Below are 16,840 nucleotides of genomic sequence, written 5' to 3' on the forward strand. Positions count from 1 at the left end.
CGACCGGGGCCGCCCTATCCTTGACGGGTGAAGCCACAGGAGCCGGCGGGCGTCGGACGCGCGGAGCGCACGCTCGCCTACATGTTCATCGCGATCATCGTCGTGACGGTCCTCGCGTTCCTCGCGATCCTGGTCGCCCCCGCGCTCGGGATCCGCGAGTACGCCGGCCCGTTCTGGCAGTTCGTCTTCGCCGTGCCGCTGGTGGGCCTGCCCATCGCGTTCCTCATGATGATCGCGATGCTCATCGTGGGGGTCCGGCGCCGCCGCGCGCAGTCCTGATCGGACGCGCTCTCCTCCTGCCGCACCGCCTCCGATCCGGCGTTCCCCGCCGCCGAGCCTGCACCGAGCGCCCGGACAACCGACTCCCAGACTCCGTACAGCCGACGGCCAGATACTGTCCTGCATGGACGGACCCCGCATTCTCATCGTCGACGACGAGCCCAACATCAGAGACCTGCTCACCACGAGCCTCCGCTTCGCCGGCTTCGCCGTGCGTGCGGTCGGCAACGGGGCCCAGGCGATCTCGGCGGTCCTCGAGGAGGAGCCGGACCTGATCATCCTCGACGTGATGCTTCCGGACATGAACGGATTCGGTGTGACCAAGCGGCTCCGCTCGGCCGGGTACACCTCCCCCATCCTCTTCCTCACGGCGAAGGACGACACCGAGGACAAGATCACGGGCCTCACCGTCGGCGGTGACGACTACGTCACGAAGCCGTTCAGCCTCGACGAGATCGTCGCGCGCATCAAGGCGATCCTCCGCCGCACCATGCACGCCGAGGAGGACGCGGTCATACGGGCCGGCGAGCTGACCATGGACCAGGACACGCACGAGGTCCTCGTCGGCGACGAGCCGGTGGAGCTCAGCCCCACCGAGTTCAAGCTGCTCCGCTACCTGATGCTCAACCCGAACCGGGTGCTCAGCAAGGCGCAGATCCTCGACCACGTGTGGGAGTACGACTTCAACGGCGATGCGGGCATCGTCGAGTCCTACATCTCGTACCTGCGACGTAAGCTCGACACGCATTCGGAGGAATCGCTCATCCAGACCAAGCGAGGATTCGGATACATGCTGAAGGTCGCGAAGGCCTAGCCTCCGCCACCTCGGCGCCACCTCCCGCCGGAGGCGCGGCGCCCGCCGATCCCGAGGGAGTTCCACCGCCATGCACCAGGGTCTGGCCGAGCGGTGGAACTCCATCTCGTTGCGCACGAAGATCACCGCGGTCACGGTCCTCCTGCTCACGCTGGGACTCCTCGTCTCCGGGATCGGGACGATGACGATGCTGAAGCCGCAGCTCGTCGCCCAGCTCGACGCGCAGCTGGCCGACCAGGTCCAGCGGACGGCGAGCGACCTCTCCGTCAACGACCTCGCCGCGATCGACGAGTCCAAGGCCGATTTCGGCGCCGTCTACGACCAGTACGGCACGCTCGACAACACGAACGCGTCCGGCGCGGCCGACCCCGCCTTCCCGCAGACCTTCACCCTCGAGCAGGCGCTGCAGGGCGGCGACAAGCCGATGGAGATCTGGAGCTCGAACGGCAAGGTCGAGTACCACGTCATGTCGACGGTGTTCACGAGGGGCACCGAGTACCAGACGCTCCTGCTCGCGGTGTCGACCCGCAGCGTCGACGTCATCATGACGACGTACCTCACGATCTTCCTGGGCTTCGGAGTCGCGATCGTCGTGATCGGCGCACTCCTCACCCGCCTGCTGGTCACCACCACCTTCGCCCCGCTGCGCGAGGTCGAGCAGACCGCTGCCGCCATCGCGGACGGCGACTTCAGCCAGCGTCTGGACGGCACGACGCCCAACACCGAGGTCGGGCGCCTCAACCGCTCCCTGAACGCGATGCTCGGGCGGATCGACTCCGCCTTCCGCGACCGCGCCCGCACGATCGACCAGATGCGCCGCTTCGTCGGCGACGCCAGCCACGAGCTGCGCACGCCGCTGGTCTCCGTCCGCGGCTACGCCGAGCTGTACCGGATGGGCGCTCTGCAGACGCCCGAGGCCGTCGGCCAGGCGATGGAGCGCATCGAGAAGGAGGCGATCCGGATGGGCGGCCTGGTCGAGGACCTCCTCGAGCTCGCCCGTCTCGACGAGACGAAGCCTCTCGCACTCGCGCCCGTCGATCTGATGCCGCTCGCCCGCGACGCCGCGATGGACGCGATGGCCTCCTGGCCCGACCGCGACTTCGGCGTCGAGACCCGCGACGACACCCCCGTGGAGACGCCCGCGCTCGAGCCCGACGAGGCCGGCGCCTCCGCCACGCAGACCATGGAGCTGACGAACCCCGGGCTCACCGGCCCGATCGCCGCTGCAGGAGCGAGGCTCGCCCGATTCCGCCGGCGTCCGCGCCGGGTCAACGCCGAGGAGATCGCCGCCGGCACCGCCACCGCCCCCGAGGAGCCGGGCGTGCCCGCGATGGTGATGGCGGAGGAGAACAAGATCCGCCAGGTCCTGACGAACCTGATCGGCAACGCCGTCCGCTACACGCCCGAGGACACTCCGATCGAGATCGGCGTCGCCGTCGACCGCTCCCGCCGCCTCGCCCTGCTGGAGGTCATCGACCACGGCGAGGGCATCCCGCCGCAGATCCGCGAGAAGATCTTCCAGCGCTTCTGGCGCGCGGACACGTCGCGGACCCGCGAGACCGGCGGCAGCGGCCTCGGACTGGCGATCGTGTCCTCGATCGTCGCCGCGCACAAGGGCCGCGTGGACGTCGTCGAGACGCCGGGCGGAGGCGCGACCTTCCGCGTCGCGCTGCCGCTGCTCACGGTCGGCCAGAACGGCGAGACCTCCCCCGCCTCGGTCTGATCCGCACCGCGGTCCGTCCTTCCTCGGGGGCCCCTTCGGTCCGGGCTCTCCCGTCGACGTCCGCGAGCGGCACGGATCGATCCGCCCGGGGCGACCGTGACCTCGCGCACCCGGCGCTCACGGCCGCGCGCAGCTCACTCTCTCCTCTTGGGGACCACCGGGCGGCGAGCCCGCCCGGACCGCTGGAGATGAGACCCGACGCTCGACGGATGCCGCGTCACCGGATCCTGCGGGATCGCCGTCCGCATCCGTTCGGCCGAAGACTTCTCCGCCTTGACCCGGACGTCGCGACCCGCACCGGCGCCTTCCACGCGCTTCCGGTGCCGGTGTCCGCTGAGGAGACCGAGGCGGCGCGGAAGGCGGTGCCACCGCAGGAGGACCGCCGTTGTGGTCGCGGAGCGGATCCAGGACCACCTGCCGGTTCGGTCGCCCGCCGCTCGGTCAGATGCCTCCGGAAACGCCGAAGGCGGCTCCCCCGGAGGGGAACCGCCTTCTGCGTGGTGGGGGGCCTGGACTAGAAGTCCATGCCTCCGGTGGGGTCGCCGCCCGCGGCGACCGGGTTCTTCTCGGGCTTGTCGGCGACGACGGCCTCCGTGGTGAGGAAGAGACCGGCGATCGACGCCGCGTTCTGCAGAGCGGAGCGCGTGACCTTGACCGGGTCGATGATGCCCGCGGCGATGAGGTCGACGTACTCGCCGGTCGCGGCGTTGAGGCCGTGTCCGGTGGGCAGCTCGCGGACCTTCGCAGCGACGACGCCGGGCTCCATGCCCGCGTTGAGGGCGATCTGCTTGAGCGGGGCGTCGATGGCGACCTTGACGATGTTCGCGCCGGTCGCCTCGTCTCCGACGAGCTCGAGCTTCTCGAAGGCGAGCTTGCCGGCCTGGATGAGGGCGACGCCACCACCGGCGACGATGCCCTCCTCGACGGCGGCCTTCGCGTTGCGGACGGCGTCCTCGATGCGGTGCTTGCGCTCCTTGAGCTCGACCTCGGTCGCCGCTCCGGCCTTGATGACCGCGACGCCGCCGGCGAGCTTCGCGAGGCGCTCCTGGAGCTTCTCGCGGTCGTAGTCGCTGTCGGTGTTCTCGATCTCGCCGCGGATCTGCGCGACGCGGCCGGCGATGGCCTCGGCGTCGCCGGCACCCTCGACGATCGTGGTCTCGTCCTTGGTGATGACGACCTTGCGGGCCGAGCCGAGCAGGTCGAGGGTGACGTTCTCGAGCTTGAGGCCGACCTCCTCGGAGATGACCTGGCCGCCGGTGAGGATCGCGATGTCCTGGAGCTGCGCCTTGCGACGGTCGCCGAAGCCCGGAGCCTTGACGGCGACCGACTTGAAGATGCCGCGGATCTTGTTGACGACCAGGGTCGCCAGCGCCTCGCCGTCGACGTCCTCGGCGATGATCAGCAGCTGCTTGCCCGCCTGGATCACCTTGTCGACGACCGGGAGCAGGTCCTTGATGTTCGAGACCTTGGAGTTGACGATGAGGATGTAGGGGTCCTCGAACACCGCCTCCTGGCGGTCGGGGTCGGTCACGAAGTACTGCGACAGGTAGCCCTTGTCGAAGCGCATGCCCTCGGTGAGCTCGAGCTCGGTGCCGAAGGTGTTCGACTCCTCGACGGTGACGACGCCCTCCTTGCCGACCTTGTCGATCGCCTCGGCGATGATCGCGCCGATCTCGGGGTCCGCGGCGGAGATGGAGGCGGTCGCCGCGATCTCCTCCTTGGTCTCGATCGCCTTCGCGCCGGCGATGAGCTCGGCGGTGACGGCCTTGACGGCCTTCTCGATGCCCTTCTTGAGGCTGATCGGGTCGGCGCCGGCTGCGACGTTGCGCAGGCCCTCGCGGACGAGCGCCTGAGCGAGGACGGTCGCGGTGGTGGTTCCGTCGCCGGCGACGTCGTCGGTCTTCTTGGCGACCTCCTTGACGAGCTCGGCGCCGATCTTCTCGTACGGCTCGTCGAGCTCGATCTCCTTGGCGATGGAGACGCCGTCGTTCGTGATGGTGGGAGCGCCCCACTTCTTCTCGAGGACGACGTTGCGGCCGCGCGGGCCGAGGGTCACCTTGACCGCGTCGGCCAGAGTGTTGAGTCCACGCTCGAGGCCGCGGCGGGCTTCTTCGTCAAAAGCAATGATCTTGGCCATGTGTGTTTCTCGTCCCTCCCGGACGTCGTGAAATGTCTGTGCTGGCACTCGACCGGAGCGAGTGCCAAGGTCGATTCTGGCACTCGCGGTGGACGAGTGCAAGCGACCGGCACGCGCTCCGACACGAAGGAGCCGCCGCCCGCACGAGGCGGACGACGGCTCCCGGGAGGCTCGGCGGTCAGGCCGGGCGGACCGATTCGGCCTGGGGGCCCTTCGACCCCGTGCCGACCTCGAACGCGACCTGCTGCCCCTCCTCGAGGACCTTGTACCCCGACATGTCGATCGCGGAGTAGTGGACGAAGACGTCCTGTCCGCCGCCGTCGACCGTGATGAAGCCGTAGCCCTTCTCAGCGTTGAACCACTTGACGGTTCCGTTCGCCATCTCTGTACTCCCCAGTGCTGTGATGCCCGCGGCACGAGCGATGTGCTGGTGCCTGGTCAGGAATACTAATCCGGCTATCGGCCCCGGGAGGGGCTGGAAAGGGCCTCGCGGGGAAGAGTTGCCCGGGATTCAACACGGAGGAAACGTGCCCGTAACAGAGGGCCCCGATCAGCCCTGCTCGGAGGCGTAATCGGCCCCCAGGACCACGACGACGGAGCCCGTCTCGACGAAGTCCTGCGAGAGCAGGACGGTCCCCGTTCCGAGCGAGTCGACGAGCCCGAGGGCCGCTCCCTCGAGCGCCGGGTCAGTGTAGTAGACGGTCGTGGCGGCGATGTCCTCGGTGTTCGCGTTCGCGACGGTCGGGACGCTCCATCCGGCCGTCGTCAGGGCGTCGCCGGCGCTGGCGGCGAGTCCGACGGTGGCGGTGCCGTTGAGGACGGCGACGGCGAGATCGGGATCGAGCGTCGCGGCGGCGGTCGGGGTCGCCTCCGCGGTCGCGGTCGGCGGAGTGAAGACGTCCGTGAACTGCACCCGGTCGTCGATGACCAGCAGCCCGATGAAGCCGAGCAGGACGATGACTCCGGTGGCGAGCGCGGCCCAGGCGAGGGCGACCGCGCGGGCGTGAGGGGCCGGCGGCCGGCGGTGGGCGCCGACGCGCGCCTCCGTCGCCGGGACCTCGTCGAAGCGGTCTCTCGGGTGCGTGTTCGACATCGGGGGTACGGCCGGCCTTCCGTTGGTGGACTCGAGCAGCTCGTCTACTCGAGGCGCCCGAGGCGTCGCGAGGCGCGGGCGCCGGCGCGCTGGTCGCGGATGCGCTGCAGCCGCGTGACGAGCATCGGGTCGTGTGCGAGGGCGGCCGGAGAGGCGAGCACCGCGCTGAGCACCTGATAGTAGCGGGCGGCCGACAGTCCGAACTGGGAGCGGATCGCGTCGTCCTTGTCCCCGGAGCGGGCCGTCCACTCGCGCTCGAAGGCGAGCACCCGCAGCTCGCGCTCGGACAGACCGGTGCCCGGTCTCGGGTCCGTCGTCCTGCTCATCCCTCCAGGGTAGGCAGGCCCACGGCCGCCGCCGGGGAGGCGCTCCGAACACCTCGTGACCGTGTCGCGGCATGGAGGCGGGGAGTCTCCTCCACAGCCCGCGGAGGCGGAATGGAGCCGTCGCCCCGGGGGTTGGACCAGGTGGAGGGGCGCGACCGCCCCCGTACACTGACGAGGATTCCGAGGGAGACCCATGTCGTCGTATTCCGTGAACAAGTCCGACGCCGAGTGGCGCGAGGAGCTCGACCGCGACCAGTACGCGGTCCTGCGCGAAGCGGCCACCGAGCGCCCGTGGACCGGCGAGCTGCTCGACGAGCACCGCTCCGGCCTCTACACCTGTGCCGCCTGCAGCGCCGAGCTCTTCAAGAGCGGCACCAAGTTCGACTCCGGCTGCGGCTGGCCGAGCTTCTACGAGTCCGTGAACCCGGACGCGGTCCAGCTGATCGAGGACAGCACCCTCGGCATGGTCCGCACCGAGGTCCGCTGCGCGAACTGCGGATCCCACCTGGGACACGTCTTCCCCGACGGCTTCGGCACGCCCACCGGCGACCGCTACTGCATGAACTCGATCGCCCTGAACTTCCAGGCCGAGGGCGAGTGACCGTGTCCTCCTCCCCCGTGCTCGAGGCCGTCCTCGCGCGCCGATCGCGCTCGAAGGTGACGCCGGAGGCTCCGGGGCACGACGAGATCGCGGCGTTCGTCTCGGCGGCGTCGCGTCTCGCCGATCACAGCTCGCTGCGCCCGTGGCGGGTCATCGAGATCCGCGGCGCCGCCCGCGACCGGGTCGGCCGCAGCTTCGCGGTCGCCTCGGGGGCGAAGAAGGACCCGCGGAAGTACATCGAGAAGACGCACCGCGCCTCCCTGCTGCTGGCCGTCGTGGTCAGCGTCAAGAAGTCGAAGGTGCCGGCCTGGGAGCAGGAGGCCGTCGCCTCGGGCGTCGCCCACCTCCTGAGCCTGCTGCTCGACGAGGCGGGCTGGGGTGTCTTCTGGCGCACCGGCTCCTACACGCGCGACAAGGCCGTGCGGAAGGCGCATCGCCTCGAGAAGGGCGAGGAGCTGCTCGGCTGGCTCTACGTCGGCCGTCCCGACGGGAAGATCGGCGGCCCCAAGCGTCCCGCTCCCGCCGAGCGGCACCTCAGCATCCTCGAGCCGTGAGACGCGGCGGGCCCGGATCCGGCCGGATCCGGGCCCGCGATAGGGTGGCCGGGCGCGCGAGCGCACCTGCCGACGTGGCGCAATTGGTAGCGCACCCGACTTGTAATCGGGCGGTTACGGGTTCAAGTCCCGTCGTCGGCTCAGGAGAGCAGAAGGCCCCGACCGCTGTGTGCGGTCGGGGCCTTCTGCATGCGCGGGGCTCGTGCGCGTCCGGGGCTCAGCCCGCGGCGGCCGGAGTCGGCTCGGAGGAGGCCGGAGCCTCGGTGGAGACCGGGGCGTCGCCGGGAGCCGGGGTCTCGGTCGACGCGGGCGTCTCGGTCGACGCGGGGGCCTCGGTCGAGGCGGGCGTGTCACTCGGCGCCGGGGTCTCGGAGGAGGTGGGCGCGGGAGTCGCCGACGAGTAGGAGTCGGCGGCGGCCGAGAGCACGAAGGAGCTGAAGGCGTCCGGGTCGGTCAGCGAGCCCGAGTACGCCTCGCCGTTGACCAGGACGGTCGGGGTGCCCGTGACAGCGGGCACGTCCGTGCCGGGCAGCGGACCCGAGGTGGCGCGCTCGGTCGCGGCGCGGACCCAGCTCACGAAGCTCTGGTCGTCGATGCAGGTGTTCACGGCCGCCGTGTCCTCGACGCCGGCCTGCGAGGCGTAGTCCTTCAACTGGTCGTCCGAGAGTCCGTCGGTCCCCTCCGCCGGCTGGTTGGCGAACAGCAGGGAGTTGAAGTCGAAGAACGAGTCGGGCGAGCGGTCCGCGACGCACGCGGCGGCGTTGGCCGAGCGCTCCGAGTACTTGGTGCCGTTGGAGCGGGTCGTGAGGATGGCGATCGGGTGGATCTCGACCGTCGCGGCACCGCTGGTCACCCACTCCTTGATCTGGTCGCCGTTGGTCTTCTCGAACTGGCCGCAGTAGGGGCAGAGGTAGTCGAGGTAGACACGGATGTCGACCGTGCCGGCAGAGGTGTCGAGCGCGCTGGGGGTGGGCGTCCCGTCGGCGGCGACGGCGCCGCTCGTCTGCGCGACCATGTTCTCGCCGATGACGACACCGTCGCTCGCCATGTTCGCCGGGCCCGGACCCGCGGGGCGGATGCTCGAGGTGACGGCGAAGACCACGATCACGACGACCGCGATCACGACGGCGGCGAGCCCGCCCTGCAGGGCGAAGCGGCTCACGCGGTCGCGGCGCTTCTGCTGCTCCCGCAGGCGGCGCGCCTTCTCTCGGGCGGCCTCTCGTCGCTGGTTCTTCGAGAGACGGTCGTTGGCTCCGCCGGTGGTCATGACAAGAACGCTCCGAATGAGAGAGGGGGAAGTAGGGGGTCGCCGGGCGCGACTCGCCGGAATCCTACGCGCGAGCCCTGGGAAACCTCCAAACGACGGATACGCGGTGCCCGACCGACGACTGTCGGCCCCGTGGCATACTGTGACGGTTGGTCGGAGTCGCCCACGCGATGATGACCATCACTTCCATTCACTCGGATCGTCCGGCACGTACCTGCCGGTGAAGGAGCAAGAACAATGGCGTCCGTAACTTTCGACCACGCGTCACGCGTCTACCCCGGGGCCACTCGCGCCTCCGTCGACAAGCTCAACCTCGAGGTGGGCGACGGCGAGTTCCTCGTCCTCGTCGGCCCCTCCGGCTGCGGCAAGTCCACCTCCCTGCGCATGCTCGCCGGCCTCGAAGAGGTCAACGAGGGCCGCATCCTCATCGGCGACCGCAACGTCACGGACGTTCCGCCGAAGGACCGCGACATCGCGATGGTCTTCCAGAACTACGCGCTGTACCCGCACATGTCGGTCGCCGAGAACATGGGCTTCGCGCTCAAGATCGCCGGCGTCAACAAGGACGAGCGCGCCGCGCGGGTCCTCGAGGCCGCGAAGATGCTCGACCTCGAGCCCTACCTGAACCGCAAGCCGAAGGCGCTCTCCGGTGGCCAGCGCCAGCGCGTCGCGATGGGCCGCGCCATCGTCCGCAAGCCCCAGGTCTTCCTCATGGACGAGCCGCTGTCGAACCTCGACGCCAAGCTCCGCGTGTCCACCCGCACCCAGATCGGCACGCTGCAGCGCCGCCTGGGCATCACCACGGTCTACGTCACCCACGACCAGACCGAGGCGCTCACCATGGGCGACCGCATCGCGGTCCTCAAGGACGGCCTCCTCCAGCAGGTCGGCTCGCCCCGCGACCTGTACGAGAACCCGAACAACGTCTTCGTGGCCGGCTTCATCGGCTCTCCCGCGATGAACCTGTTCCACGCGGACGTCACCGACGGCGGCGTCAAGTTCGGCGACACCGTCCTCCCGATCGCCCGCGAGGCGCTCGCGAAGACGAGCCAGAAGGTCGTCACGCTCGGCGTGCGCCCCGAGGACGTCACCGTCTCGACCCAGCCCGGCGGACTGCCGATCGAGGTCGACCTCATCGAGGAGCTCGGCTCGGACGGCTACCTCTACGGCCACACCGAGGTCGAGGGCCGCCGCACCGACATCGTCGCGCGCGTCGACGGCCGCGTGCACCCGACCGCGGGCGACCGCGTGTACGTGACCGCGAACCACCGCGTGCACATCTTCGACGCGGAGTCGGGCGAGCGCCTCTCCTGAGCCTCCTCCTGCACCGCACGCTGCCGCCGTCCCCTCCAGGGCGGCGGCAGCGTCGTCTGCGGCTCCCCCACCGTCCGACACGCGACACGAACGGCGCACCATGTCCGGCTCCCTGAACATCACCTCGGCCACCGTCGACCCGGCCCTGCTCGACCTGCCGTGGAACCTGCGGCTCGACGACTGGCCCGACGAGTACATCGCCGCCCTGCCGAAGGGCATCTCGCGGCACACGGTCCGCTTCGCCCACCTCTCCGGTCACGTCGTCGCCGTCAAGGAGACGACCGCCGAGATGTCGCGGCGCGAGTACGAGATGCTGAAGACGCTGCAGCGACTCGACGTGCCGTGCGTGGTGCCGGGCGCCGTGATCACGAACCGCACCGACGACGAGGGCGAGGCCCTGCCCGCCGTGCTGGTCACCCGTCACCTCAAGTTCTCGCTCCCCTACCGGGCGCTCTTCTCGCAGACGCTGCGGCCGGACACGGCGACCCGTCTGGTCGACGCGCTGGCGCTCCTCCTGGTCCGCCTGCACGTGATCGGCTTCTTCTGGGGCGACGTCTCGCTCTCGAACACTCTCTTCCGGCGCGATGCCGGCGCCTTCGCCGCCTACCTGGTCGATGCGGAGACCGGGCAGCTCTACTCGGGCGGCCTCTCGAACGGCCAGCGCGAGAACGACCTGGAGATCGCCCGCGTCAACATCGCCGGCGAGCTGCTCGACCTCGAGGCCGGCGGTCGCGTCGACGACGACCTCGACCCGATCACGGTCTCCGACGGCATCGTCGCGGCGTACCGCAGCCTCTGGAAGGAGCTGACCGGTGCCGAGTCGTTCGCGACCTCGGAGCGCTGGCGGATCAACGACCGCGTGAACCGGCTGAACGAGCTGGGCTTCGACATCGAGGAGCTCGCGATCAAGACCGACGAGGCCGGGTCCACGGTGCGGATCCAGCCGAAGGTGGTCGACGCCGGCCACCATCAGCGGCGGCTGCTCCGTCTCACCGGGCTGGACGCGCAGGAGAACCAGGCACGGCGCCTGCTCAACGACCTCGACTCGTACACGGCGACCTACGACAAGCAGGGCCTGGACGAGGAGATGGTGGCGCACGAGTGGCTGGCGCAGGTGTTCGAGCCGGTCATCCGCTCGATTCCCCGTGATCTCAAGGGTCGACTGGAGCCGGCCGAGATGTTCCACCAGCTGCTCGAGCACCGCTGGTTCATGTCGCAGCAGCAGGCGCGCGACGTCCCCTTGGCGGAGGCGGTCACCGCCTACGTGAACGACATCCTGCGTCATCGCCGCGACGAGGCGACGGTCATCGCTCCTCCCACCGAGGCGCTGACCCTCCCGAACCTCGTCCTCGACGAGTCCGGCGACGCCGAGCTCACCGACGAGGACGCCGACGTCGACTGGACGAAGAACGTCTGACCCCACCACCGCAAGAGGGCCCGTGCTGTCAGCACGGGCCCTCTTCGCATCCCCCCGGCTCGCTCGCCGCAGGCGGCGCCCCTGACATCCAGACCTGGAGCGCGGGTGCCGGCGCGGTGAGCTGCAAGGCGGAGGAGGAAGCGATACCGGCGGTATCGCGCCCGACGACAACGACGCAGATCACCGTGCCGGCGCCCGCGCTGTGAGCTGCAAGGCGGAGGAGGAAGCGATACCGGCGGTATCGCGCCCGACGACAACGCCGCAGATCGCCGTGCCGGCGCTCGCGCTGTGAGCTGGAAGGCGGAGGAGGAAGCGATATCGGCGGTATCGCGCCCGACGACAACGCCGCAGATCGCCGTGCCGGCGCCCGCGCTACTCGGAGGCGGAGCGGAGTTTGGAGATCTCGTAGAGCGCGACCGACGCCGCGATCCCGGCGTTGAGGGATTCGGTGGCGGAGCTGATCGGGATGGAGACGACGGCGTCGCACTGCTCGGTGACGAGGCGGGAGAGGCCCTTGCCCTCGCTGCCGACGACGACGAGGAGCGGCCGGTCGGCGAGTTCGAGGCCGGGCAGCATCACGTCGCCGTCGCCGTCGAGTCCGATGACGAAGACGCCCGCGCGCTTGAAGTCCTTGATCATGGCGGTGAGGTTGGACGCCATCGCGACGGGGATGCGTGCGGCGGCTCCGGCGGAGGTCTTCCAGGCGGCGGAGTTGAGGCCCACGGAGCGGCGCTGCGGGACGATGACGCCCTGTCCGCCGAACGCGGCGACGGAGCGGATGATCGCTCCGAGGTTGCGCGGGTCGGTGATGCCGTCGAGGGCGACGAGGAGGGGGACCGCTCCGCGGGAGACGCTGCGCTCGAGCAGGTCGCTCGGGTGGGCGTACTCGTAGGGCGGCACCTTCAGCACGAGGCCCTGGTGCACGGAGTCGGGGCCCGCGAGGCGGTCGAGCTCCGGGCGCATGACCTCGAGCACGGGAAGGCCGCGGGCGGTGGCGATCTTGAGCGCCTCCTTGACCCGGTCGTCCATCTCGATGCGGGTCGCCAGGTAGAGGGTGGTGGCCGGGATGCTGGCGCGCAGCGCCTCGAGGACCGAGTTCCGGCCCGTCACCATCTCGAAGTCGTCGCCGCTCTTGGGCTTGCGCGACGGGGCGGGGCGCCCCTGTCCGCGGGCGGCCGCAGAGAGGGCTCCGCCGGGACGGCCCTTTCCGCCGGCGGCGACGAAACGCTCGCGCGCGAGCTTCGCCTTGCCTGCGGGGTGGTAGGGCCGGTCCTCGGCCTTGGGCGTGGGCTTCTTGCCCTCGAGGGCCTGACGGCCCTGACCGCCGGAACCGACGGCCTTGCCCTTGCTCTTCTTTCGGACCGCTCCGGGGCGGCCGGGCTTATTCGCCATCGAGACTCCAATGCGCACCCGTCTGGGTGTCTTCGATCGTGATTCCCGCCGCGGCGAGATCGGTTCGGATGCGGTCGGCGCTCGCCCAGTCGCGCTGCTCGCGCGCGGTCTGGCGTTCGGCGACCAGGCGGTCGACCAGCACGCTGAGCGCGCGGTACGAGGGTTCGTCGTCGGAGCGCGCCCACTCGGGCGCCTCCGGGTCTATGCCGAGCACGGCCGCCATCGCGAGCACCTGGGTGCGCAGTGCCGAGACCGAGCCGAGGTCCTCGGCGTCGAGGGCGGCGTTGCCGGCGCGCACGGTCTCGTGCAGGACGCCGATGGCCTGCGGGACGGACAGGTCGTCGTCCATCGCCTCGGCGAACTCCTCCGGGACCACCGGCTCGCCGAGCGCGGCGAACCGCGTGCCGTCGAGGCGGCGGCGGGAGCGCTCGAGGAAGCCCTCGATCCGCTCCAGCGCCGCTTCGGCCTCCTCGAGGGCTCCGTCGTGGAACTCGAGGGTGGAGCGGTAGTGGGCCGAGCCGAGGTAGTAGCGGACGACGAGCGGGCGGGCCGCGTCGAGCAGCTCGGAGGCGAACACCGAGTTGCCGAGCGACTTGCTCATCTTCTGGCCGGTGACGGACACGAGGCCGTTGTGCAGCCAGTAGCTGGCGAAGGCGTGGCCGGCGGCGCTGGACTGGGCGAGCTCGTTCTCGTGGTGGGGGAAGCGCAGGTCGAGCCCGCCGCCGTGGATGTCGAACCGGGTGCCGAGGTACTTCGTCGACATCGCGGAGCACTCGATGTGCCAGCCGGGGCGGCCGGCGCCCCACGGCGAGGCCCAGGCGGCCGATTCGGGCTCCTCCGGCTTGGCGCCCTTCCAGAGCGCGAAGTCGTGCGGGTCGCGCTTGCCGCGCGGGTCGGCGTCGGTCGCCGCCTCCATGCTCTCGAGGCGCTGGTGGGTGAGCGAGCCGTAGTCCGGCCAGGACCGCGTGTCGAAGTAGACGTCGCCGGAGTCGTCGGGCGCCGGGTAGGCGTGACCGCGCTCGATCAGGGTCTGGATGAGCGTGATCATCTCGGCGATGCTCGCGGTCGCGCGCGGCTCGTAGGTCGGCGGGAGGATGCCGAGGGCCCCGTACGCGGCGGTGAACTCGAGCTCGACGCGGTAGGCGAGCGCCCACCACTGCTCGACCGGCGCGCCCTCGGGCGCCCGACGCCGCGCGTCCTCGGCGATGGCGAGGATCTTGTCGTCGATGTCGGTGACGTTGCGCACCAGGGTGACCTGGAAGCCGCGGTACGCCAGCCAGCGGCGCAGCTGGTCGTAGGCGAGGGCGGAGCGCAGGTGCCCGATGTGGGGCGAGGACTGCACGGTGGGTCCGCAGACGTACATCCCGACCTCGTTCTCGCGGAGGGGGACGAAATCGACGAGGGCCTGGGCCTTCGAGTCATGCAGTCGCAGAGTCACGCGGGCGAGTTTACCGGGCGGACCGCTCCCGGCCGGGTCGGCGGCTCCGCCCGGGGACTACCGGGCGACAGCGGGGGTGGGGAGGACGAGTGCCGTCGCGGTCGCGGCGACCCCTTCGCCCCGGCCGGTGAAGCCCAGCGCGTCCGAGGTGGTGGCGGCGACGCTGACCGGTGCGCCGAGCAGGTCCGAGAGCAGCCTCTGCGCCTCCTCGCGCCGCGGCGAGAACTTCGGGCGGTTGCCGATGAGCTGCACCGAGACGTTGCCGATGGCGAAGCCGGCGGCCTCCACCAGCTCGCGGGTCGCGCGGAGGAAGACCTCGCCGTGGGCGTCCGCGAAGCGCGGGTCGGCCGTGCCGAAGCGGGAGCCGATGTCGCCGAGACCCGCCGCCGCCAGGAGCGCGTCGCAGATCGCGTGGGCGACCGGATCGCCGTCGCTGTGCCCGGACAGGCCCCGCTCCCCCGGCCAGTGCAGCCCGGCGAGCCAGAGCGGCGACGCGTCGTCGAAGGCGTGCACGTCCGTGCCGATGCCGACGCGCGGCACGACGACGACGGGCGGCGGTGCGAGCACCTGCTCGGCGCGGGCCAGGTCCCAGGGGGTGGTGATCTTGAAGGCGAGCGGGTCGCCCGTGACGACGACCGAGGGACCGCCGCGCGAGGCGAGGAGCGCCGCGTCGTCGGTGAAGTCCTCCTCCGCCGAGGCGTAGGCCTCGTCGAGGAGCGAACGCGGGAAGCCCTGCGGCGTCTGCACCGCGGCGAGCTCGGAGCGGTCCACCGTGCCGAGGATCCCGCCGTCGGCGCGGATGCGCTTGATCGTGTCGGTGACCGGCAGACCCGGGATCACTCCACCGCCCGTCTCCCGGACCGCCGCGATCACCCGCTCGAACTGGTCGACGGGCGTGAGGGCGCGGGCGGCGTCGTGCACGAGCACCGTCTCGACGGCCGGGCCGAGCGCCCGGAGCCCCCGAGCGACCGACTCCTGGCGGCTGGCGCCTCCGGCGACGACGCTGACGGCGCCGTCCGGGGCGCCGGCGGCGTGAGCGAGAGCGGCCGTCTCCTCGAGGAGGGCGGCGGGAGCAACGACGACGATCTGGACCGGCTCCGCGAGCAGCAGCACCGTGCGCAGGCTGCGCTCCAGGATCGTCCTCCCCGCGCAGTCGACGTAGGCCTTGGGGCGCTCGCGACCGAGCCTCGTGCCGCTGCCGGCGGCGACGACGACGACGGCCGCGGTCGGTGCGCCGGCCGGACCGTTCAGGATGCGAGGACCTCGTCGAGGAGCACGGAGGCGGCGTCCTCGTCGGTCTTCTCGGCCAGGGCGAGCTCGGAGACGAGGATCTGGCGGGCCTTGGCGAGCATGCTCTTCTCCCCCGCCGAGAGGCCGCGGTCGCGGTCGCGGCGGGTGAGGTCGCGGACGACCTCGGAGACCTTGACGACGTCTCCGGACCCGAGCTTCTCGAGGTTGGCCTTGTAGCGGCGCGACCAGTTGGTCGGCTCCTCGACGACCTCGGCGCGCAGGACCTCGAACACGCGCTCGACGCCCTCGCGGCCGATGACGTCGCGGACGCCGACCAGGTCGATGTTGTCGGCGGGCACCTCGATGACGAGGTCGCCCTGCGCGACGCGGAGCTTCAGGTACGTCTTCTCCTGGCCCTTGATCGTCCGGGTCTTCACCTCGGCGATCGTGGCGGCTCCGTGATGGGGGTAGACGACCGTCTCTCCGACCTCGAACTGCATGCGACGTCCTTTCAGCGGCGGAAAGATTACCATGCGCGCCGAGCGGGACGGGAGTCCGGGCGGGCGGAGCCGCGGTGCTCGCTACGCTAGCCTGGTGTCGGCTCGTGCACAGTGAAGTCGCCCTGTCCGGGGCGAGCGGGGCCGACGATCTGGAGGTTCCTGTGAAGGCGCGTATCGCTGCATCCGTCGTTCTCGCGGTCGGCGTCGCCCTCGCTACCGCCGGCTGCAACCTCGTCGCCCCGCAGGCGACGCGCAAGATCTACGACCCGAGCGACGGAGTCGGCGCGACGATCGGCGATCTCGCCATCCGCAACGCGATGATCGTCTCGGACGACGGCGAGGCCGGCACCCTGATCGTGACGCTCGTGAACTCCACCGATGAGGCGCTGAGCGTCGAGGTGCAGTACGAGGGCTCCGCGGGCCGCACCAGCGACACCGTCGACGCCGTCCCCGGCCGCACCGAGGTCCGCCCCGACAGCACCGAGGCCGTCCAGATGGACGACATCGACACCATTCCCGGCGGCCTCCTCCCCGTCTACTTCCAGTACGGCTCCGAGCAGGGCAAGGAGCTCCTCGTCCCCGTCCTGACGAACGCCCTCGAGGCCTACTCGACGCTGACTCCCGCGCCCTCCGCGACGCCGACCGTCACCCCGACGGCCGACCCCGCCCGGACGCCCTTCGCGGCGACCGCCCCGATAGGAGAACACGCGTGACCAGCATCCTGCTCGTCGAGGACGAGAGCGCCCTCAGCGAGC

Annotated in this window: 17 protein-coding genes and 1 tRNA gene; 9 read left to right on the top strand and 9 right to left on the bottom strand. The window is 70.8% G+C overall.

Features of this window, described 5'->3' with window-relative positions:
* Positions 1-27: 27 nt before the first annotated feature.
* The 3 genes from C5C27_RS12720 to C5C27_RS12730 all read left to right on the top strand — a co-directional run bounded on the left by C5C27_RS12720 (position 28) and on the right by C5C27_RS12730 (position 2,816).
* The gene (locus C5C27_RS12720; protein ID WP_244229474.1) at positions 28-279 is read left to right on the top strand and encodes a hypothetical protein; all 252 of its coding nucleotides are present in this window, start codon (positions 28-30) and stop codon (positions 277-279) included.
* 124 nt (positions 280-403) lie between these two features.
* Positions 404-1,093, top strand: coding sequence for a response regulator transcription factor (locus C5C27_RS12725; RefSeq protein WP_055787731.1), 690 nt, complete (start codon positions 404-406; stop codon positions 1,091-1,093).
* A gap of 70 nt (positions 1,094-1,163) precedes the next feature.
* Positions 1,164-2,816, top strand: a complete 1,653-nt coding sequence (locus C5C27_RS12730; protein WP_104224601.1) for a HAMP domain-containing sensor histidine kinase — start codon at positions 1,164-1,166, stop codon at positions 2,814-2,816.
* Between the two features lie 514 nt (positions 2,817-3,330).
* On the opposite strand, the gene groL is transcribed toward C5C27_RS12730, so the two are convergent.
* The 4 genes from groL to C5C27_RS12750 all read right to left on the bottom strand — a co-directional run bounded on the left by groL (position 3,331) and on the right by C5C27_RS12750 (position 6,372).
* Positions 3,331-4,953 carry a chaperonin GroEL gene (groL, locus tag C5C27_RS12735; RefSeq protein ID WP_104224600.1) on the bottom strand — a complete coding sequence of 541 codons (1,623 nt, stop codon included), beginning with the start codon at positions 4,951-4,953 and terminating at the stop codon, positions 3,331-3,333.
* A gap of 178 nt (positions 4,954-5,131) precedes the next feature.
* Entirely contained in the window at positions 5,132-5,335 is a 204-nt protein-coding gene (locus tag C5C27_RS12740) for a cold-shock protein (protein ID WP_104224599.1), read from the bottom strand.
* A 168-nt stretch (positions 5,336-5,503) separates the two neighbouring features.
* A complete protein-coding gene (locus C5C27_RS12745; RefSeq protein ID WP_104224598.1) occupies positions 5,504-6,046 on the bottom strand; it encodes a LytR C-terminal domain-containing protein in 543 nt (180 codons plus the stop codon).
* 44 nt (positions 6,047-6,090) lie between these two features.
* The gene (locus C5C27_RS12750) at positions 6,091-6,372 is read right to left on the bottom strand and encodes a DUF3263 domain-containing protein (RefSeq protein WP_104224597.1); all 282 of its coding nucleotides are present in this window, start codon (positions 6,370-6,372) and stop codon (positions 6,091-6,093) included.
* A 193-nt stretch (positions 6,373-6,565) separates the two neighbouring features.
* On the opposite strand from C5C27_RS12750, the gene msrB reads away from it, so the two are divergent.
* The 3 genes from msrB (at position 6,566) to C5C27_RS12765 (ending at position 7,668) form a co-directional block, all read left to right on the top strand.
* Positions 6,566-6,973 carry a peptide-methionine (R)-S-oxide reductase MsrB gene (gene msrB / locus C5C27_RS12755; protein ID WP_104224596.1) on the top strand — a complete coding sequence of 136 codons (408 nt, stop codon included), beginning with the start codon at positions 6,566-6,568 and terminating at the stop codon, positions 6,971-6,973.
* Entirely contained in the window at positions 6,970-7,527 is a 558-nt protein-coding gene (locus tag C5C27_RS12760; protein ID WP_104226480.1) for a nitroreductase family protein, read from the top strand. Before msrB ends, C5C27_RS12760 begins: the two co-directional genes overlap by 4 nt.
* A 68-nt stretch (positions 7,528-7,595) precedes the next feature.
* Positions 7,596-7,668: transfer RNA gene (locus tag C5C27_RS12765), tRNA-Thr, on the top strand.
* A 76-nt stretch (positions 7,669-7,744) separates the two neighbouring features.
* Here the strand turns inward: C5C27_RS12765 and C5C27_RS12770 are convergent.
* A complete protein-coding gene (locus C5C27_RS12770) occupies positions 7,745-8,794 on the bottom strand; it encodes a thioredoxin domain-containing protein (RefSeq protein WP_104314574.1) in 1,050 nt (349 codons plus the stop codon).
* Positions 8,795-9,031: 237 nt separating this feature from the next.
* On the opposite strand from C5C27_RS12770, the gene C5C27_RS12775 reads away from it, so the two are divergent.
* Positions 9,032-10,108, top strand: coding sequence for an ABC transporter ATP-binding protein (locus C5C27_RS12775; protein ID WP_104224593.1), 1,077 nt, complete (start codon positions 9,032-9,034; stop codon positions 10,106-10,108).
* A gap of 100 nt (positions 10,109-10,208) precedes the next feature.
* Entirely contained in the window at positions 10,209-11,525 is a 1,317-nt protein-coding gene (locus C5C27_RS12780; RefSeq protein ID WP_104226481.1) for a DUF4032 domain-containing protein, read from the top strand.
* A 372-nt stretch (positions 11,526-11,897) separates the two neighbouring features.
* Here the strand turns inward: C5C27_RS12780 and rlmB are convergent, their stop codons facing one another.
* From rlmB to C5C27_RS12800, 4 genes are read right to left on the bottom strand one after another with little or no spacing between them, the layout of a single operon-like run.
* On the bottom strand, positions 11,898-12,917 hold the full coding sequence (gene rlmB, locus C5C27_RS12785; protein WP_104224591.1) for a 23S rRNA (guanosine(2251)-2'-O)-methyltransferase RlmB: 1,020 nt from the start codon (positions 12,915-12,917) through the stop codon (positions 11,898-11,900).
* On the bottom strand, positions 12,907-14,355 hold the full coding sequence (cysS, locus tag C5C27_RS12790; RefSeq protein WP_104314575.1) for a cysteine--tRNA ligase: 1,449 nt from the start codon (positions 14,353-14,355) through the stop codon (positions 12,907-12,909). The genes rlmB and cysS overlap by 11 nt, the downstream gene beginning before the upstream one ends.
* Before the next feature lie 57 nt (positions 14,356-14,412).
* Positions 14,413-15,609, bottom strand: a complete 1,197-nt coding sequence (gene ispD / locus C5C27_RS12795; protein WP_104314577.1) for a 2-C-methyl-D-erythritol 4-phosphate cytidylyltransferase — start codon at positions 15,607-15,609, stop codon at positions 14,413-14,415.
* Positions 15,603-16,085: a CarD family transcriptional regulator gene (locus C5C27_RS12800; RefSeq protein WP_104239066.1), complete on the bottom strand. Its 483-nt coding sequence runs from the start codon at positions 16,083-16,085 to the stop codon at positions 15,603-15,605. The genes ispD and C5C27_RS12800 overlap by 7 nt, the downstream gene beginning before the upstream one ends.
* A gap of 161 nt (positions 16,086-16,246) precedes the next feature.
* Here C5C27_RS12800 and C5C27_RS18105 point away from each other — a divergent pair, with 161 nt between their 5' ends.
* Complete coding sequence (locus C5C27_RS18105) at positions 16,247-16,798, top strand: hypothetical protein (protein ID WP_104355311.1); 552 nt, start codon at positions 16,247-16,249, stop codon at positions 16,796-16,798.
* Positions 16,799-16,840 lie beyond the last annotated feature (42 nt).

The organism is Rathayibacter sp. AY2B7 (assembly GCF_002931635.1).
GTDB lineage: Bacteria > Actinomycetota > Actinomycetes > Actinomycetales > Microbacteriaceae > Rathayibacter.